Source organism: Microbulbifer sp. ABE4_465 (assembly GCF_056160765.1).
On record NZ_JBSWXV010000011.1, the window covers coordinates 16,820 to 36,175 of the forward strand.

Below are 19,356 nucleotides of genomic sequence, written 5' to 3' on the forward strand. Positions count from 1 at the left end.
TTGCGGGCGGCGTTTTTTTGTGGCGGAAAGCAAAGTCAGCGCTCGGGCACTTCTGTCTCCGTTTTTTCCGGGGCCGGGGGCACCTCTCTGGGAGGTCTTCGCGCCTCCAGATAGCGCTTGATATAGGGCTTGTGGGTATAGATCACATCGTCCGGTAGGCGGTGCAGATCGAAGAAGCGATAGCCGTAGATTTCCCCGTCGCGGATCGCTACCTGCTTGTCCTTTAGGCGGCCGCGAATGGCGATATTGATGATCCCCGAGCGCGGTACCTTGTTGACTTCCAGCACCTCGAAGTCGTCGATCTTGATATCCAGTTCCTCGCGCAGCTCCCGCCGCGCGGATTCCTCAAACGACTCGTTACGCTCCACCCAGCCTCCCGGCAGCGCCCATTTGTCCTGATAGGTGTGGCGTACCAGCAGCAGCTGATTATTGCGCTCCACAAAATACACCATGCCCACGACAAATTTGTCAGTGAGCGCATAGGAGATATTCCAGCGGATTTTGGGGGGCAGTTTCCGGTAGAGCTCGTACTTCAGACCGGGAAAAGCCACAAACGCCCCCACTACCAGTGTGCCCAGCAGCAGAAGTATCAGAAAAGCTTTAAGTAAAAATGATCGCATGTCCGGTACGGCTTACTCGCGGTCTACTTCTCGGGTGAATGGGTAAAGTGTATCCGACCAGAGCCGGCGCTTTCGAGTAGTTGTTGCCCGCTGGGGAAAATTTCCGGGCTATAGTGCAGTCTCAACAGCACTTTCTGACGGCTTCATAGTCAGACACTTACAAGCTCCGGTGGTTTCAGCCACCCACACAATAAGGAATCACCATGCCTCAGCCCTTTTCACTGTTCGATTTCGCCAAAGGGTTGCTAGCGTCGCTCAGCCTGCTGTGCGGAGCGATTGTGCATGCGGAACCGGGCGCCAGTGCTGCACCGGATCGGCTGGAGTCCGTGGTGATAGAAGCCATTCAGCCCGTGGTTGAAAAGTACCGGGTTCCGGGAATGGCCCTGGCGCTCACCATTGATGGCGAGCCACACTTTTTTACCTTCGGGGTAGCTGCACTGGACGGCGGGGCACCCGTTACCGAGCACACCCTGTTTGAGGTGGGCTCTGTCAGCAAGACCTTTACCGCGACACTCGCAGCCTACGCTGAAGCAAAAGGCGCGCTGGATTTCCACAAGCCGGTCAGTGCCTATTTGCCGCCACTGCGCGGCAGCGCCATGGATCGGGTTTCCGTGCTTAATCTCGCCACCCACACTGCCGGGCACTTTCCGCTGCAAGTACCTGACGAGATCGCGGATGATACGCAGCTGCTGGCGTATTTCCGCAACTGGCAACCGCAATATACCCCGGGCAGCAAGCGCACCTATTCAAACCCCGGCAGTGGCCTGCTTGGGCTTGTGGCTGCGCGCAGTCTGAATCAGCCATTTGCCTCCGTAATGGAAGAGCAGGTTTTCCGCGGCCTGGGCCTTTCCGAGACCTATGTACAGGTTCCGCAGAAAAAAATGAATGACTACGCCGAGGGACACAATAGCAAGCACCAGCCGGTGCGGGTGAATATGGGGTTGCTTGGCGAGGAGGCCTACGGGGTGCGCTCCAGTGCTGCGGACCTCACCCGCTATCTTGCGGCACAGATGCAACTGGTCAAGGTCAGTGAAGATCTGCAGAAGGCGCTCGCAAAAACCCGAACCGGGTATTTTGAAACTGACTATTACGTGCAGGATATGGTTTGGGAACAGTACACACTGCCGCTACCCCGCGAGCGCTTACGGGCGGGGAATTCCCGTGAGATGATCGCGGGTGATCGCCCGGTCAGTGCTATCGAACCGCTGGCGCCGCAGGGCAACGTGCTCGTCAATAAGACCGGGTCCACTGGTGGCTTCTCCACCTACCTGGCATTTATTCCGCAGCAACGATTTGGTTTTGTGATGCTGGCAAACAAGTATTTCCCCAATGAAGAGCGGGTCGACGTACTGTACAAAATCCTGGAGGCGCTCCTGCCAGCAGTAACTTCTCCGTCCAACGTCACAGAGGATTGATTGATGAAGTCCGCAACGGCCGTTTCACTATTGGTATCTGCACAGCTGCTGGTTGCGGCCTGCAGCAATCAGCAGATCTACGATGGCATTCAGCAAAACCGCTTAACCGATTGCGAAAAGTATCCCGATTCCCAGTACACGGAATGCGTGGCGCGCTACCAGAAGGACTACCGGGAATACGAACGGGAGCGGCAGGCGCTACTTAAGTCGGGGGCTCAGCTCCGGAGGAAAGAGTAATTATCGAGCTGCTTTGGAAGGAATCCGCTTTTGGCACGCTGCGTGCACTGGCTAAGGAATCGAATGAGGTAAGCAGTTCTGGAAAAGTTTCCGATGCAGCAGGCAACAGTAAAGATTATGCCGCGGGATGACCGCCCGTTTATCGGCGAGGTCGAATCGCAGGTGGATCCGCGCACCGGTGTGCGAATGGTCAGCTGTGCCTTTGATGTGGCCTGCTACCACCCGGGCTGGTACGACGAGCTGGGCATCGCCATGCCCCAGTCGATCGCGCGCTCGGTGCCAAAGCGGCAGGCGGAATTTCTCGCCGGTCGTTATGCGGCGGCACTGGCGTTGCAGCATCTGGCACCGGTGCACAACCAGAGTGTCCAAGTTGGTATCGGGGCGCAGCGAAACCCGCTGTGGCCCAGTGGTGTGGTCGGTTCCATCTCCCATGTGGGCAGCGTGGCGGTGTGTGCGGTGAGCCGCAGTGGGCAAATGGACTATCTGGGCATCGATGTGGAAGTGCTGATGTCCACCAAAATCTGTCGCGAAGTGGCGACCATTGTCTCCACCCGCCGGGAGCGGGACCTGCTCCAGGCTGAGGGCATGTCCGAGCGCGTGGCCCTCACCTTGATCTTTTCCGCCAAAGAGAGTCTGTTCAAGGCGCTTTACCCCTCGGTTCGTGATTACTTCGGATTCGAGGTGGCCGAGGCAACCGAGTTGCGACTGGGGGACCAGACGCTGGTTCTGCGCCTGAGCGAGCGCTTTGCCAAAAGGCACAAGTTGCCGCGGGAATACGAATGTCAGTTCACTCTGGGTGAGCACTGGATCCAGTCGGTTACCTGTGGGACCTTCCCCGAGCGCGCGAACTTGCGCTTAATAGACTGAGACGGTCTCGGGCGTGAGCATACACCGCTTACTATGTCTTCTGAGAGTGCTTGCTTAGCGTGTCACCTCCAAATAGCACCGGGCGGCTTTTGCCCGGCACCCACCTCACATTCTTTGCCGCTTCCTTGAGTGATAACACGCTGGGATAACGCGAGTTGCTGCGCCGTTTGTCCGGATAATCGGCACTGGCGCTGCACTGGCATAAGTGATCAAATTGCCCCAAGTTTGCGCGTATTTCATTGGTTTTCGCCGATATTAACCGCCAGGTAAGGATATCTGCGCCAGCGAAGTGCACAACTTGTACGATTGACCAATAATTGACCATTGTATAGGGTGCAAGTTTCGTGCATCCGGCGCACCCGAACTCATCCCCTTTCGAGGTATAGACATGGTTTCCAGTAGCGGAGCTGGCGAGAAGATTTCCGCTGCTTCCCCCCGCAAGCCTGCGGCGACCAACAAGAAAGCTGAAAAGCGCGAGATTGCCAAGGCCAAGATCCTGAATGCCACCCTGGATCTGATCGCCCGCAAGGGGCTGGCAGCTCTGTCACATCGTTCCATTGCCAGCGAAGCCGGTGTACAGCTGGCAATGACCACCTATTATTTTGGCACCATCGACAACATCCTGGTTGCCGCTTTCGACGAATACTGCAAGTCCATGGAGCCGGTCAATTCAGACCTGCGGCAGGCGCAACAGGCACTGCTGTCTCGCTCTCTGGACAGCAATGGCGAACTCAAAGACCGGCAGCAATATATCGAGGGCGTTGCAGAGGTCTTTGCCCAGCTGATTGATACCGGGCCCACCGCGCGACTGCGGCAATTGCGCATCGAGTGTCAGTACCTGTACGAGCAGCATCCCTCCGATGCGCTGGCGGAGAAAATCCACGGCTACAACGACTGGCTTTCCGGGATCGCCCGCGAGTTTATCGAGCCATTGCGCACCGACGCCCCGAGCCTGGATGCCCAGATGTTTATGTGGATGGTGCAGTGCCTGGAGTTTTCGGCGGTGACCAGTGTGGGGATCGACGGCGCCAACAGCCGCGAGGTGCTGCTGCGCATGTTGCGGGGAATGAGTTTCTGAGGGGGAGCTTGCCAGTTGCCTCAACCTGAACCGGAGGCGTTGTCGCAAATTGGCTAGAGTTTTTTTCCAGACATTGAGGCTGATTATCCTCAGCCAGCGCGTCAGCTTTCTTCTCGGGTGAGCTGGTAGTTTATCGTGGTGGTGTAAGTGCACCAGCTTCCATGCCAGTTGAATTTCCAGGATTTGACCGCGGTCAATGCTGACTCGTCAAAAAAACCGGTGGGCTCGGAATCCACAATTCGCAAATCGAGTAGCTTGCCCTCGGGGTCGAGCTTCCCGGTTACCTTGGCCCACCCTTCCACCGGGCGGTAAACGTTTCGGCTCGGGTATTGCGGCAGATCGCCGGCGATCTGTTCCAGGTGGCCGGGGCACTCCGGAATACTGGCGGCAAACCCGTGAGCAGGTAGCAGACCGGCAAATAGTAAAGCGAGGTGAAATACCCCGGATGAGCTGGCAACACCGCGGCGGAAGCTCACTCTATTCATTCGCAGTTTCCCTCAAAGTGCTACAAAAAACCGGTTTTACAAGACTTCCGGTTGTTCCAGTTCCTGAATCACGTATCCGGCTTCTTCGGCTTTCTCGTTGAACACCTGTTGTGCGTCGAAGATTCCGCGATTGTAGAAATGGGGCCCGAGCTCGGTAGCGAAGAAATCGATTAAAAATTCCGCCTCGAAACCACCGATATCCTGTTCCAGCTCATTCTCAAAGTAGGTCTTTATTTTTTCGACCATGCGCTCTTTCTGGTCCTGGGAAAATTCAATTTTTTTCACGATACACCCTTTGAATACCGGCGTGACTCAGGCTCTTCCACCCGCAGTGTTAGTACCTCGTAACCGTCTGCCGTGACCAGCACGGTGTGCTCCCACTGCGCAGACAGTTTTTTGTCCCGTGTGACTACCGTCCACCCGTCCCGCATCGTTTTGGTTTTGTGGGTCCCCTGGTTGATCATTGGCTCGATGGTGAAGGTCATTCCCTCTTGCAGGATTTCCCCGGTTCCTGGACGGCCAAAATGCAGGACCTGCGGGGCTTCGTGCATCTCGCGGCCGATGCCATGGCCGCAGTATTCGCGCACCACACTGTAGCCGTGCTGTTCCGCGTGCTTCTGAATAGCGTGACCGATATCACCCAGTCTTGCCCCGGGACGCACACAGGTAATTCCCTCCCACATGGCGTCATAGGTTGCCTTGACCAGTTTGTGCGCGGCGGGTGCGACATCTCCAATCAGGTACATCTTGCTGGAATCGGCGACAAAGCCATTCTTTTCCAGCGTGATGTCCAGGTTGACGATATCGCCGCTTTTCAGCTTGCGTGACGCGCTGGGCATCCCGTGACACACCACCTCATTGATCGAGCAATTGAGGGTGTAAGGATAGTCGTACTGACCCTTGCTGGCGGGCCGCGCCTGCAACGTGTTGACAATAAAGTCCTCCACCTGGCGGTCTATATCCATGGTGGTGACGCCCGCGGCAACAAAGTTGTCCAGCATCGCAAAAACCTGACTGAGCAGCCGGCCGGACTCGCGCATCAGCGCCTGTTCCCGAGGTGTTTTCAGTTGCGCCTTATTCACGGGGTTCACTTGCCTCCCGGGTGAGGAGTTCCAGGGTCGGTGCGGCGCTGCGCAGCAGCCTCCCGCACAGCTGGTTGTAGTTCAGATCCGGGTTGAGTTCCGCGAGCATGCCGATGCGAATCCAGAATTCAGCCTGGGCGTTGATGGAGCGCGACATGGCGCCGCTGGCCTGGCGGATTTCGTCGTGCAAGGCGTCGGATATTTTTACGATTCCCATGGGTTACCTGTCGGGATGAATCTAGCAGTAGTATGCGATATGTATATGAATCGTATATTCGTCCCGTGGGCCTGGCAAGGGGGGACCGAGAATCTGGCAGGGAATGAGGGACTGCCACATTATGCAACTGATTGCATATGGTCCCGGCGATGTCTAAGGTGGTGGGGTAGCGCACAATAACAATAGAAAGCCCGAGGAATCCCATGCCCGACTCCAAACCCTCAGTGGCTGGCAGTCCGCAGCCCAGCCGTTTGCGTATCGGCCGCCGCTATCGCGCCAGCCGCCTCAATGGACCCTACGATGCGATTGTGATTGGTTCCGGTATCGGCGGACTGACCACCGCCGCGCTCCTCAGTGAAGCAGGCAAGAAGGTGCTGGTGCTCGAGCAGCACTACACCGCCGGCGGTTTTACACACGCCTATGACCGCAATGGTTACGAGTGGGATGTGGGTGTGCACTACATTGGCGATGTGGGGGAGCACCCCACGATGACTCGCAAACTGTTCGACTTTATTTCCGGGGGGCGCTTGAAGTGGGCACCGATGGATTCGACGTACGATCGTATCTGCCTGGGTACCCGGCAGTACGACCTGGTAGCGGGGCGGGAAGCGTTTGTTGCCGAACTGTCGCGGCGGTTTCCCGGTGAGCGACAGGTCATCGAAGCGTATCTGCAGCGAGTGATGGCCGTGGCTGCGGCCATGCCATTGATCACGATGGAAAAACTGTTGCCGCGCTGGTGTTCGCCGATTCTGTCGCTGGTTAAAAAGCTACGCTGGCCACCCTACCTCAACAAAACCACTTATGACGTATTGCGCGAGCTGACCGACAACGAGGAGCTGATCGCGGTACTGACCGGGCAGTGGGGCGACAACGGCATGACGCCGAAAACCGGCAGTTTCATTATTCACGCGCTGATCGCCAAGCATTACCTGTACGGGGGGTATTACCCCGTGGGTGGTTCAAGTCAGATGGCGGAAACGATTATTCCGCAGGTTCAGAAATCCGGTGGTGAGGTTTTCACTTACGCGCAGGTGGAAACCCTATTGCTGGATGGCAAACGGGTGACCGGCGTGCGCATGGCCGATGGGACCGAGATACATGCGCCGGCGGTCATCTCCAATGCGGGAGTGTTCAATACCTTTGAAAAGTTGCTGCCGCAGAGCGCCGCGCAAGCGGCTGGCTATCCCTGTGCGCTGGCACAGGTAAACCCGTCCATGAGTCACCTGTGTCTGTATATCGGTTTGCAGAAAACAGCGGCGCAGCTGGCTCTGCCGAAAACCAACTACTGGATATACCCCGGTGCCGACTACGAGGGCGATTTTTCGGCATTTCTCGATGACGAGCGCGCGGAAATCCCCCTGGTATATATTTCCTTCCCTTCAGCCAAGGACCCGAGCTTTGAGCAGCGCTACCCGGGGCGCGCCACCATCGAAATCGTGGCGCCGGCCAAGTTTGAATGGTTCCAGTCCTGGAAATCGGAAACCTGGGGCAAGCGCGGTAGCGACTACGAAGCGCTGAAGCAGCGCTTCAGTGAACGCCTGCTGGAGCACCTGTTTACCCATTTTCCGCAATTGCGCGGGCAGATCGACTACTGTGAGTTGTCCACACCTCTCTCCACGCGCTATTTCTGTGAGTACCAGCGCGGAGAAATTTACGGACTGGACCACGATCCCGATCGTTTCCAGCAGGCATGGTTGCGGCCGAAGACCCGCATCAAAGGCCTTTACCTGACCGGACAGGACATCATGAGCTGCGGTGTTGCCGGAGCCATGTTTGCCGGCGTTGTAACCGCGCAAAGCCTGCTTGGCTGGCGCAAGGGAACGGCGCTTTTACGCAGGGTGTTCGGCAGTCCGTCCGTGCACAGTGAAATCTCCCCGGGGCAAACTGGCAGCCACACGGGTGAGGCGCGCTAAAGCCTGGTGGCGCTGTTACCGCAACAGGCGCGCAAATCCGGGCGAAATTGCGTAAGCTTGCGCGCATTCGAGACTGCCCCGAGACCGAGTGTTGCGCCCCTACAATCCCCCCTCCTCCCCCTATCTGGATGTTGTCTACAGTGACGCCCAGCTGCTGGTACTGGACAAACCCAGTGGCCTGCTTACTGTGCCCGGCCGCGATCCGGCACACAAAGACAGCCTTGCCAGCCGCGCCCAGGCCGAATACCCGGATGCGCTGATCGTACATCGCCTGGATATGGATACCTCGGGGTTGGTGGTAATGGCGCGAGGCGCCGATATGCATCGGGCGCTGAGTGGCCTGTTCCAGAATCGCCAGGTGGAAAAAAGCTATCTGGCGCGGGTGTGGGGCGAGCCTGAAGGGGATGAAGGGGAGGTAGACCTGCCACTGATCTGCGACTGGCCGAACCGGCCGCGGCAGAAGGTCTGTTTTGAATCGGGCAAGCCCTCACAGACCCGCTGGCGCAAGCTCGATAGTGACGGTACTACCACGCTTTTACAGCTTTTCCCGGCAACCGGACGCTCGCACCAGCTGCGCGTGCACATGCAGGCCATTGGTCACCCTATTCTCGGCGATCCGTTTTACGCACATCCGGAAGCCTTGAGCGCCGCCCCGCGATTGTTGCTGCATGCACAGGAGTTGGGGTTTGAGCATCCCGTACTGGCACGACCAATGCATTTTTTCTGCAATGCGGGACCTGAGTTTCAGTTCCCTGCGGGGTGAAAGCGCCGCAGCTGGCAGAAATTTTCGCTGTCTAGCAAAGCGAAAAACCCATTTCAGCGCAAAGGCTTCGCAAACCTGCGAAAATTTTGTGATTTGATAAACAGTGGCCGGGTATCATCCGGATGCGGGCACAGGGGTTGCCGGCTGGCTGCACCAGCAATGACTGCGACAGGTGCATTACAAGTGTTAAAGGGAGTTACCGGTGGCGGTTGCGATCAATACCCTGGGTGGTCTCGCCCTCATCAATGATAATGTCGAAATTAAATTGCCCGCGTCCAAGCGCACGCGGGCACTGCTGGCGTACCTCGCCATCACGGCGCGCCCACATCGTCGTGACAGTTTGTGTGAGGCCTTCTGGGAATCGCCGAACGACCCTCGGGGTTCATTGCGCTGGTCGCTCAGTAAACTGCGGCCGCTGGTCAATATCGCAGGGTGTGAGCGATTGCTGGCCGACCGTGAACGGGTGGCACTGGATGTCAGCGATATCGCGATCGATAGTCGGGCGCTGGCGCAAGAGTTGCTATCCCCCTCGCTGTCCGTTTCCCGCCTTGTCGAAATCTCCAGGCAGCTGAACACTCCGTTTCTGGAAGGTCTGGAGCTGCCGGAGCAGGAAATCTACCAGCGCTGGCTGATCGGCGAGCGGCGCGAACAGGAGCGGCGTTTGTCGGAAGTCTGTGCGCGTCTGTCCCGGCACCCTGACTGCTCTCTGGATGAACAGCTTTCCTGGGCACAGCGCTGGCAAGAGCTCGCACCCCTGTGCCCGAACGCCGCGACCACCCTGGTGACCCTGCTGGATCGCATGGGGTTCTCCACCGAGCTTGCGCGTATCGCCCGGGAACTGGAGCAGCGCTTTCATAGGGCGATGATTCCCTGGTCTGCCGGGGACCGCCTGCCGGTCGGCGCTGGCCCGAGCGTTGCGCCGGAAAGCCCCAGCGGGGCCGAGTTGCTGGCGCGACAAAAAATTCACTTCTGTCGGTCCAGTGACGGTGTGCGTATCGCCTACGCCTCGGTGGGTGACGGGCCGACAATTATCAAGGCGGCCAACTGGCTAACGCACCTCGAGCGCGACTGGGATGCCCCCATATGGAGTCCCCTGTTCCGGGAGCTCGCATCGGACCACCGTTTTATCCGCTACGACGAGCGTGGCAATGGGTTGTCCGACTGGAATGTCGACGAAATTTCCTTCGACTCGTTTGTCGCGGATCTGGAAACGGTGGTCGATGCCTGTGGGGAGCAGCGGTTTTCCCTGCTGGGTATTTCCCAGGGCGCGGCAGTCTCTATTGAGTACGCGGTGCGCTACCCGGAGCGGGTGCGGCACCTGATTCTGTTTGGCGGCTACGCCGCGGGCTGGCGGATTGGTGCCAGCGACGCTCTGACCCGTGAGCGCGAAGCGGTGATGACACTGACCGCTACGGGCTGGGGCCAGGATAACCCGGCCTACCGGCAGATTTTCTCCTCGACGTTCCTGCCCTCTGCCAATAGCCAGGAGCTTGCCTGGTTCAATGAGTTTCAGCGACGTACTACTTCGCCGGAAAATGCGGTGCGCTTCCTGTCGGTATTCAGTGATATCGACGTGCGTGCACGGCTGGCGCAAGTGCGGGTGCCCACTCTGGTTCTCCATTCGCTGGGTGATCAGCGAATCCCCGTGGAGGTGGGGCGAAATCTGGCCGCCTCGATACCCAATGCGGAGTTTGTCGGGCTGGATAGCAACGGCCACTTGCTGCTGGGGCGTGAAGCCGCTTCTCGCGACTTCCTGCGGGCAGTGCGCGAGTTTATCGCGCGGCACTGATATCAAGGGATCCTCAACAACTTCTGTCCGATTACCACGCTTTTTCAAATGCTGACTAACACGTCACTCCTGTAGCCTTGTGGCCAATGAACCACTCGGGAAACGCTACAGGGAGTCACAGTCACAATGCTTACGGCAACGGAATTTACCCGTCAGTTAATGGGGTTGAGAGAGCAGTACCGGGCGGATAATGCCTGGGTGGGGAACTGGCGCACCGGTAGTTGGAACGACGAAAACACCATGGCGCACTACATCCACTGTGCGTACAACCTGTATCGCGCGACCGCCACCAACATGTTGAAGCTCACTCTGCTCGGCGGCACGCAAATTCGGCTTGATGATGCCTATATCCGCAATTTTGGCATCACCGGGGCCAATGGAATACAGGACAGGGTCACCAAGGAACATGTCTACGCAGAGGTCATGCGGCGCATCGGGCGTACGACCAACCCCAGTCCCACAGCCGACAGAAATCCGGCGGCGGTTGTGCGCAGTGGCAGTATTCTGAGCGAGAAAGGCTGGACCCCAATCCTGAATGACGCCCTGATTATTGGCGCCGCCTGCGGTCGACAACAGTTTGCTCTCGCACTCACGTCCACGGAGCAGTTGCGCTGGGAGCGAATCAATGGCGACAAGGTAACCCGGTTCGCGGTGAATGCCTCGCGCTTTGGTGAAACGCCAGCGCTGAAAAACGCCTGGAAGTCCTTTTTCAATGCCAGCAAAAAAATGTTTTTCGATGGCGGAAATCCGCGGGTGTTCGCGCGGGAGTTACTCGGCCTGTACTTTTTTGGCTATACACCGGAATACTCCTGGCACCAGCTGGTTTTCCGGCCACCACAGGGGGGTGTGGTACGTCCCACATTCAACCTGTATCTCGATCAGTTGCGCAATGTGAACTTCCACACCGGGGATAAAACCCGAATTATGCAGGCCATTTCTGACTTCCTGTTCAACGAGCCCGAGGCACTGGGGCAACCCTGGACCCGTAGAGTGATGGCAACCTAGACCGGGTACCCAGGGCAGTCTTCGGCGTTGATCAAATGAAGCTATAACTGGAAGCCTGTCAGAAAGTCCGATCTACAGTAAGCATGACCCTGGCACCTCGCTGACGTTCGGTGAGCTCAATAGTGTCGGCGATACCATTGCGGTCGTTTTCGTAGAGCCAGCGCTCCCATTTCTGCTGTTCATCTCCGATCTGGTCCGCTTGCAGGCGCACTTTGAACGCATCGAAAATGGCCGTTTCTACAAATGCTGTCCAGTAGCCGCGGGTGTGAAGATAGCTGTACTCATCCACGAAAAATTCTTCGCTCTCCTCACGACTTTGGTACCCGACGCCCCACGAGAGACTGTAGAAGGGGATATCTTGCCGAAAGTCCGCCTTATACGAGGGGCCGCTGATGTCCGTCAGTGGCCGAGTTTCTCCGGTCACCGGGTCTTCAAATTCAGTATCGATATAGTTTCCGTTCAACACCAGCTCCGCATTCGGAATCAATGCGGTTAGCGGCAGGTTCAGCGTTGTATCCACACCGTGGCTGATGGCATCTCCAGCATTTCCCAGCGCGGATGCCCCGGAGGGCAGAATAATGCGTTCGAGAACATCCTGGTGCCATTCTCGATAGAGCGTCAGCGCGAGTACGCCATTTTCAGAGAATCGATAATCCACACTGGTAGCGGCACGGTATTTTGAATCCGGCCGCAGGCGGGGGTTACCGGAAAGCTGGCGGTTATTGACCAGATCGGCGCTTGCTGCAAAGTCGCTGAAGTCCAGTTGGCCAACGGACCGGCGTAGATCAATCCTGAACTGTGTCGATTCGCCGGGGTCATAGGCAATGGCGAGTGATGGCTTTAAAAAAAACAGTGACTGTTGATCATTGCTGTCGCCGGTAACTGTCAGCTGTGAATATTCCGCCGCCAGGCCGGAATCCACCGTAAATCCGGAAAGCTGAAAGGTCGTGTTTGAAAAAATTTCGGCGCGTTGCTCTTTCGCTTGCGAGTATGACCCGTCAGTGGTTTCCGGTGTGTTCAGGTCAAGATCTCGGCTCGAAAAGTCGAGCCAGCTGCGCAGATGGCTGTAAGCCGCTTCTACGCCAAACTCGGAGCGTGTGAGCCGCTTGGGGGAATCTGGTGTGAAACTCAACAGCGTGCGCAACACATGCTCACCCTTGCGCTCTTCGAAGGCTAAGTTAGACATGCTTGCGGGGCTGCCCAAAGGGATTTCCATGAGCGAGTCTGAGTCTACTTTCCAGTTCTGAGCATTATTGATAGAAAGAATACGCAACTGCAGTTGATTGCTCAGAGGCTGCTGCCATTCAATCCCTACTTCTCCGGTGTAGTAGCGGCTGTCTCGGTCATTGTCGAAATGCCGTTGTGAGGGGGTGCTTGACTGGTGATCCGGGACATCCTGCCTGGTGGTTTCCGTAAGGTACTGGCTCCAGCCGATGCGTCCGTTAACCAGTAACTGATTCCCACTGGAGAATTTCTGCTTCGTATCTCCGGAAAGAAAGACCTCATTGAGTGTGCTGGGGCGCGTTTCTTTCTGTCGCCCCATCAGGTCGCGATTATTGGAATAGCTGCGAATCTCTGCCGCACGGGGTTGACGCTCCTGGGTTGCACTGAGCTTGATTGCGCTCTCCCACTCGCCAAAAGTATCCGAGAGGCCAAACTCTGCAGCCGAAGATAGCTCCTCGCCCTCTGTGCCACCCAGTGAGAACGTGAACCGTTTTGCCGCGGTGGAATCTTTGCGTATGACATTGGCGAGGACGGACTGTCCAGAAGCATCGGACAAACCTGAGGCGCCTCGAATAATCTCGATCTTCTCCACCAGTCTCGAAGGAATACGTGACAGTGCTTCCTCGACACCTCCGGACTTTGTGGTCGGGCGCCGGCCGTCGATCAGCACATTGCCAGCCCCCGCCACAAATCCTCGAACATCATCGTCGGTTTCTTTTAGGGAAAACCCGGGTAGACGTGAAACCATATCCAGTGCGGTCTGCGGGGTGTATCTGGAAAAATATTCCGTCGAGTAAACCTCCCGTTGTGCGCTCAAGGTTGTGTTGGACTGGGCCTGTGACGGCGAATGTGTCAGAAGCGCGGCAGTGCTGCCAGCAATCCACAACGATATCCATATCGGTTTCACGTTAGTTCTCCCGGTTGCTCAACGAGTCCGTTTAAAATTGATAGTCAAGGACTATCCTGGCGCTGCGAGGTGCGCCCAGCATAAGCTGGTTGGCGTAAATGAAACCGGGGCTATCCTGGTGCAGGTAGAAAACGTCGGACCAGGATACATAGTCTTCGTCGAAGAGGTTGTCGATCCGCGCCGTAATCCGATAGTTCTCCGCGCGATAGGCCGCAAACAGGTTGGTAAGGGTATAACCCTTGAGCACTACGGTATTGGGGTTGTCCCCATAGCGGTCGTCGATATAGTGCACCGAGCCGCCGACTTCTAAGGGCAGGTCGGCGACGTTATCAACACTGGTAAACAGACTGGCGGTCAACTCGGGGACGTTGGGCGGTGTATTGCCAGCGAAGGTGTCGATATTGGCTGAGCGCTGGAAGGCCGCATCGGTATAGGCCGCATTGGCTCCTATACGCCAGTCATCACTGAGGGTAAACGAGGTGGAGACCTCCAGCCCTTTGGATTGTCTTCCGCCCACGTTGGTGACGCTGTCCAGGGAAAAACGCTCGTAGACGTCGTCTCTCTCAATACGATAAAGCGCGATGGTGGACTCGGCATCACCTTCAAGCCAGTTCGCTTTCAGGCCGATTTCTGCTTGCGCAGCATCGGTGAGGTCAAAGTCCTGATTGTTATTCACCAGAAATATATTTGAACTGACCGGGTCTTTGGCATTGCTGTACTGTGCATAAGCCACGACGTCATCGGAAATACTATAGACCCCGCCGAGCCGCCAGCTCACCCAGTCGTACTCTCGCGCAAAGCCGTTATTTTCCGATACCCCTTCCGCATTGAAGTTCTCGCGGGTGAGATCCAGAGCCTCGTGGCGGATGCCGGTGACAACACTGAGATTATCCGTGAGTTCCAGTGCGTTGCCGAAAAATACCGCATAGGTGTCGATATCTGTTGGGCTAACGCCGCGGAGTTCCCGAGGACCGTAGCTACCTGGTTCTGGATTCCATGGGTCGATTCCATCGCCTGCTTCCTGGGCGACGCTGCGACGAAAGCCTCGCGAGCGAACAAAATCCAGCTTGGTATTCTCAATGCCGAATACAGAGCGGCTTTCGACACCGCTGAACTCTGAATCGATATTGAGTGTTAGCCGACTTCCGAGTACTTCCTGCTCGTGATCCAGAATAAAGTAGCCGTAATAGCGCTGTACTTCACCTTGCTGAGTGCAGGTCCCCACCACATCGGTACAGTACACATAACCCTCGGCATTCTGCCATGCACGGTCGGCATCGAACTTGAACAGGGTATGCTGTAGGCGCATGTTGTCGTTAATCTTCCACTCGCTGTCCAGGCGCAGGAAAAGCTGGTCTGACTCAGCATAGGCATCGGCAACATTGTAGTTGTCAGTGCGCATTGCGCCATCGATAACTTCATCGCGTTCTGTTTGGATAACATCTAGAGGGTCGCGCGCGGCCGATCGTGGAACCAGCGGGGTACCGTAGTAGCTGCCGGCGTCGTCTTTCAAGTAGTCAGCACTCAGTTTGAAGTTGAGCTTATCGCTGGCTTCCCAGAACACACTGCCAGTCAGGTTGTTGGATTCGGCGTTGGTGCGGTCCACATAGCCTTCGCTGTCGTAGTGGCTCAAATCCAGGGTGTACCAGAGATCCTCTTTGATCTCCCCCTGGCTGCCAACCCCGATGTGTTGACTGTCAAAGCTACCGTAGCCAAGTTGCAGGTTAGCGCCCTGATCCATATCCGCGGATGCCGATTTGGTGATCGCGTTTACGGTGCCCGCCACGGAGCCGATACCATTCAACACGGATGCTGGGCCACGTAGGATTTCCACGCGCTGCAAATTGAAGGTGTTTTGCGGACGCATCACCATGGTGCTGGGCCCTATCCACAATCCGTCACGCAATACCGTAATCTGGCCGCGGGTAAAACCGCGCATGGAGAAAGTCGAGGGCGCGGAGGGCTGTTCACCAGTCACCACGCCAGGTAGGTTCGCGAGAGAATCTGAAAGCTTGGTGTATCCTCGTGCGCGCATCACTTCTGCATCAATAACCTCAATGGTGGCTGGTGTCTCCATTGCGGTGAGGCCAAGGCGGTTCGATGTAGTGGAAGTCTCATTCAGGCCGAGATTACCCACAGGGCTTCCGAAGACAACCATGTGCTCGATCGCTTTACTCTCTTCAATGTCTGATGGTTCGACATTCTCCACCTTCGACTCGTCTGCTGCTTGCACATAACCGGCAAAGACGATGGATGAGAACAATGCACAATAACGCAAGCGTATTCCAGTATTGATATTCATAATATTGAACCAGGTTTTGGTGAAGGGATAAATTGCGCTAAGCGCTTGCAGTATTTCCGGTAGGGGAATTTACGGTTTGGTTTTTGCTGATCAGCTTAAATAGCAGGAGGGTGCTTATTAGTCCGATTAAGCTGTAGGTTAACCAGGGCAATACCGAGAGTTGATACAGACGGGCGGTATCGATAAGTATCCCGCCAAGCCAACTCCCCAGTCCGCCACCAACAGCCAGCCCTAAAGAACTGAATCCCATATAGCTGCCCAGCGCATTTTTGTTTGCGAGGCTGGCCGTGATAGTTTGCTGAGTGGGCCGCGTCATCAGAACGCCGAACGTGTAAATAGCCACCAACCCCAAAAAGACCGGGAAACTGGTTGCAAACCCGATAGCACCGCAGGTCAGCGACATAATGAGAAGACCTGTAAGGAAGATCTGTAGAGTGCTGAACCTCCGTTCCAGTCTTTTTACCAGGTGATATTGGGCAAGTATCGTTATTACTGCACTCATGGCATACATGAATCCGACGCTTTCCTGATGTGCACTCAATTTTTCAGCCCAAAGTGGAAAGCTGAGATTGAACTGTACGGACGTAAACCAGTAACCCATCATGAACATGGTGAAAAAGACAAATCGTTTGTCGTTTAATACCAATGCCAAGTTGCTAATGCTCGAATTTCTGGCTTCTTGCGGGCGACAAGTGGGGATAAATACGGCAGCAATCAGGCTGTTCGCCAAAAAACATAGTGCGGCAACGTAACAAACGACCTCAAAATTAAATTGTAGGAGTGCTATACCTAAAAGTGGTCCGAGTGCTGTGGCGATACCGCTGACCCAATTGCTCAGAAGGTAATAGTGCGCTCGGTCTTCTTCTGTAGTAAGGGCTACAATGCTAGCCTGGTAGGGCGCTTCGAACAGGGCGCCACCTAAAGCCGAGAGTGTCATTGCCAGTATTAGACCGGCAGGCTCAGAGGCTGTGGCCAAAACTGCAAAGCCAGAGGCTCGCACCAACACGCCAATACAGATCATTGGTTTGATGCCGAACTTATCACTCAGTAAACCTCCGGCAATGGTCAGCCCCTGCTGAACGATCTGTCTGACAGCCAGTGCGATGCCAACGATTGCGGTTGCCATACCCAGGTTGCTGACGAAGTGCACCGCCACCAGCGGGATGACCATGCTGAAACCGACCACCATAAAAAAGGTGTACACCAGCAGCCAACGCAAGCTTGATTTATGCGGGCCCGGATGATCGGAGTACGGTTGGACGTGTTGTGACATATCTAATCTGCGCGATACAGATAAATAGAACTTGGCTCCGCACTAAACTGTGAATAGGGAAATGGCTCAGCGCAAACAGCGCTTACACCACTGCCCAAAAACTGCGGCGCAATAGCGCTGCCCGTCTGTGCATAGACCAATAGTGGAATATTCCTTTCTTTGGCAGCCTGTAAAATTGTGTCAAACGAGCCATTGGAAAGGGTCATGCCGGTCACAATCAGACGGTCGGCGCGACGTAAGACCGGATCCATATCCCGGGTCACATTTATCCCTGTGCTGGTGCGTGTCATATTGAAATCGCAGGGTAGACACTGTGCACCTCGCTTTTCAATTTCTTCCACAATCGGATTGACCACACCGATAAGCCCGACATTTTCATCTGCTTCCACAGCTTGCAGGCTGACAATAGCCCGGTCTCGTGCGATTGCTCGTTCGTATGGTGTGCCCTGGGGCAGTTCAACTCTGGTTGCCTGTGGCTGGTCGCGGTGTGGCTTCAGTAGTGCAAAATAGGCGTCGAGTGCAGCGATACGTACCGGCAGTGCCGCGCACTCAAGTAGGTTAGCCAGGTTGATACCGGCAAGCGATTCTGTATCGATTTTATCCAGTTGCTCAGCTTCAACACAGCACCCGCCAAAAGCCGATCCTACGCGCAGGAGTAGATAAAAATTTCGGTAGCGGTGGCTTGCGCCGGAAAACTTAGTGAACTGTCGGACGGCAAATGCGCCGGCTACGGAGCATTGATGTGCATCCAGTTCATACTGCCCCTGTAAAACCCGTGTGATCAGACTGTCAACGGGAAGCTCTTTCTGTGATTTATATGTCATGACTCAGGCTTCCGCCTCTACTCGAATATCAGGCGTGAGTCGCATGATTGCCTGTTCTGCATAGTCTCGGGCTTTATTGCCGCTCTCATCGTGTGTGATGACAAAGCCGAGGTAGCAGGCATTGTCAATTGGCGGGTAAATGTCTTGAGACTGAGCTTGCTTCAGTGTCCATCTCTGCACGTTTGCACAGTTCTTCAGTTGCTCCTCACCATTGATCGCGATCAGTTTTCCTCGGGATTGAGGGACCAGGAATTTGATGGCAGCACTTCCCTGAATATTCTCCAGGCTGGAGAGATCTGGTTCCCTGTCGAGTGCCAGCTCGATGTGCACGTTGAGCAGGTCAATACCGGTCACCCTTTGGATAAGTTCGACAATGTAGTTGCCGCCGGGGCGGGGGTTGATCTCTACTAATCTCGGTCCTTTGGATGTCAGTTTTATTTCGGTATGACTGATTCCGTGATCGTGACCAACAGCTTCCAGCGTTGCCCGCACAAAATTAACGATTTCCACGGATTTTTCTTCGGGTAAATCTGCCGGAAACATGTGCCCGTCTTCAATAAAATATGGCAGCCCGGTCACGGATTTGTCCGTTATCCCTAAGACCGATGTTTTCCCTTGATGCGTAATCGCTTCCACGCTCACTTCTGGGCCATCCATGTACTCCTCAAGCAGGCAGATGGTATCTCTTGGTTGATCGCGAAAGTTATGGGTAAAACTCGTCAGCTTGTCATACGCGACACGTAACTCATCTTCATTTTTTACCAGCTGTACATAGGCACTGGATGCCAGGTCGGAGGGTTTGGCAATCAAGGGATAGCCAATGTCGACAGCCGCTGCCCGTGTGCTGGACCAGTCATTGCAGGCGCTGAACCTGGGGTTGGGTAACCCCGCACGCTCGAGTGTTTTCCGGACCAGGTGCTTGCGTCGGATGGTTTTGACATTGGAGGAGAATGACTGGGGTAATTCTAGAGCGCGGGCGACCTGACACACGGTATCAACATAGTAGTCACAGATTGTTAATACACCGTCGAACTTCAGAGCCTGGTGCTGAATGGAGAGGAACGCAATGAGTGCGTCGATATCGTTGGTTTCGGCGGTAAGAATATTTTTCGCATAGAAAAATATGGGATGCATTTTCTGGGACGTCTCGTCCAGATAGTGGCTGGGGTTTCGGGTGATAAATGTGAATGTGTGACCAAGATCACGAATGGCTTTTGGGAAAAGCCTGCCGGTACCCTCAACCCAGTTCTCAATCAGAAGCAAGTGTGCCATGGGAATTCCCTTTGTGAGCGACCAGAAAAAATCCTATTCTGGTTTTAATTAGCTTATCGGTTGTGTTATACCGTAACATCAAG

Annotated in this window: 18 protein-coding genes; 8 read left to right on the forward strand and 10 right to left on the reverse strand. The window is 55.6% G+C overall.

Annotated elements, in window-relative coordinates:
* Window positions 1-35: 35 nt before the first annotated feature.
* Complete coding sequence (locus ACXAG1_RS15260; protein WP_475090998.1) at window positions 36-620, reverse strand: NUDIX hydrolase; 585 nt, start codon at window positions 618-620, stop codon at window positions 36-38.
* A 203-nt stretch (window positions 621-823) separates the two neighbouring features.
* Here ACXAG1_RS15260 and ampC point away from each other — a divergent pair, with 203 nt between their 5' ends.
* The 4 genes from ampC to ACXAG1_RS15280 all read left to right on the forward strand — a co-directional run bounded on the left by ampC (window position 824) and on the right by ACXAG1_RS15280 (window position 4,217).
* Window positions 824-2,035: a class C beta-lactamase gene (ampC, locus tag ACXAG1_RS15265; RefSeq protein ID WP_475090997.1), complete on the forward strand. Its 1,212-nt coding sequence runs from the start codon at window positions 824-826 to the stop codon at window positions 2,033-2,035.
* A 3-nt stretch (window positions 2,036-2,038) separates the two neighbouring features.
* Entirely contained in the window at window positions 2,039-2,272 is a 234-nt protein-coding gene (locus ACXAG1_RS15270; protein WP_475090996.1) for a hypothetical protein, read from the forward strand.
* Window positions 2,273-2,365: 93 nt separating this feature from the next.
* Window positions 2,366-3,139, forward strand: a complete 774-nt coding sequence (locus ACXAG1_RS15275) for a 4'-phosphopantetheinyl transferase family protein (RefSeq protein WP_475090995.1) — start codon at window positions 2,366-2,368, stop codon at window positions 3,137-3,139.
* Window positions 3,140-3,527: 388 nt separating this feature from the next.
* Window positions 3,528-4,217 carry a TetR/AcrR family transcriptional regulator gene (locus tag ACXAG1_RS15280; RefSeq protein ID WP_475090994.1) on the forward strand — a complete coding sequence of 230 codons (690 nt, stop codon included), beginning with the start codon at window positions 3,528-3,530 and terminating at the stop codon, window positions 4,215-4,217.
* A gap of 101 nt (window positions 4,218-4,318) precedes the next feature.
* Here the strand turns inward: ACXAG1_RS15280 and ACXAG1_RS15285 are convergent, their stop codons facing one another.
* From ACXAG1_RS15285 to ACXAG1_RS15300, 4 genes are read right to left on the reverse strand one after another with little or no spacing between them, the layout of a single operon-like run.
* Entirely contained in the window at window positions 4,319-4,702 is a 384-nt protein-coding gene (locus ACXAG1_RS15285; RefSeq protein WP_475090993.1) for an energy transducer TonB, read from the reverse strand.
* Window positions 4,703-4,738: 36 nt separating this feature from the next.
* Window positions 4,739-4,987, reverse strand: coding sequence for a DUF2164 domain-containing protein (locus tag ACXAG1_RS15290; RefSeq protein WP_475090992.1), 249 nt, complete (start codon window positions 4,985-4,987; stop codon window positions 4,739-4,741).
* Window positions 4,984-5,784, reverse strand: coding sequence for a type I methionyl aminopeptidase (gene map, locus ACXAG1_RS15295; RefSeq protein ID WP_475090991.1), 801 nt, complete (start codon window positions 5,782-5,784; stop codon window positions 4,984-4,986). Before map ends, ACXAG1_RS15290 begins: the two co-directional genes overlap by 4 nt.
* A complete protein-coding gene (locus tag ACXAG1_RS15300; protein WP_475090990.1) occupies window positions 5,777-6,001 on the reverse strand; it encodes a ParD-like family protein in 225 nt (74 codons plus the stop codon). The genes map and ACXAG1_RS15300 overlap by 8 nt, the downstream gene beginning before the upstream one ends.
* A 203-nt stretch (window positions 6,002-6,204) precedes the next feature.
* On the opposite strand from ACXAG1_RS15300, the gene ACXAG1_RS15305 reads away from it, so the two are divergent.
* The 4 genes from ACXAG1_RS15305 (at window position 6,205) to ACXAG1_RS15320 (ending at window position 11,471) form a co-directional block, all read left to right on the forward strand.
* Window positions 6,205-7,914 (forward strand): phytoene desaturase family protein, encoded by a 1,710-nt coding sequence (locus ACXAG1_RS15305; RefSeq protein WP_475120177.1) that lies wholly within the window; start codon window positions 6,205-6,207, stop codon window positions 7,912-7,914.
* An 88-nt stretch (window positions 7,915-8,002) separates the two neighbouring features.
* Window positions 8,003-8,677 (forward strand): pseudouridine synthase, encoded by a 675-nt coding sequence (locus ACXAG1_RS15310; protein ID WP_475090988.1) that lies wholly within the window; start codon window positions 8,003-8,005, stop codon window positions 8,675-8,677.
* 202 nt (window positions 8,678-8,879) lie between these two features.
* A complete protein-coding gene (locus tag ACXAG1_RS15315) occupies window positions 8,880-10,466 on the forward strand; it encodes a bifunctional AfsR/SARP family transcriptional regulator/alpha/beta hydrolase (protein ID WP_475090987.1) in 1,587 nt (528 codons plus the stop codon).
* Between the two features lie 126 nt (window positions 10,467-10,592).
* Window positions 10,593-11,471 carry a hypothetical protein gene (locus tag ACXAG1_RS15320; RefSeq protein WP_475090986.1) on the forward strand — a complete coding sequence of 293 codons (879 nt, stop codon included), beginning with the start codon at window positions 10,593-10,595 and terminating at the stop codon, window positions 11,469-11,471.
* Between the two features lie 58 nt (window positions 11,472-11,529).
* Here ACXAG1_RS15320 and ACXAG1_RS15325 read toward each other — a convergent pair whose 3' ends face one another.
* From ACXAG1_RS15325 to ACXAG1_RS15345, 5 genes are read right to left on the reverse strand one after another with little or no spacing between them, the layout of a single operon-like run.
* Entirely contained in the window at window positions 11,530-13,602 is a 2,073-nt protein-coding gene (locus ACXAG1_RS15325; protein ID WP_475120178.1) for a TonB-dependent receptor plug domain-containing protein, read from the reverse strand.
* A 31-nt stretch (window positions 13,603-13,633) separates the two neighbouring features.
* Window positions 13,634-15,904: a TonB-dependent receptor gene (locus tag ACXAG1_RS15330; protein WP_475120179.1), complete on the reverse strand. Its 2,271-nt coding sequence runs from the start codon at window positions 15,902-15,904 to the stop codon at window positions 13,634-13,636.
* A gap of 37 nt (window positions 15,905-15,941) precedes the next feature.
* A complete protein-coding gene (locus tag ACXAG1_RS15335) occupies window positions 15,942-17,177 on the reverse strand; it encodes an MFS transporter (protein ID WP_475120180.1) in 1,236 nt (411 codons plus the stop codon).
* Between the two features lie 2 nt (window positions 17,178-17,179).
* Entirely contained in the window at window positions 17,180-18,001 is an 822-nt protein-coding gene (locus ACXAG1_RS15340) for a Rossmann-like domain-containing protein (protein WP_475120181.1), read from the reverse strand.
* Between the two features lie 3 nt (window positions 18,002-18,004).
* Window positions 18,005-19,273, reverse strand: coding sequence for an ATP-grasp domain-containing protein (locus ACXAG1_RS15345; protein ID WP_475120182.1), 1,269 nt, complete (start codon window positions 19,271-19,273; stop codon window positions 18,005-18,007).
* Window positions 19,274-19,356 lie beyond the last annotated feature (83 nt).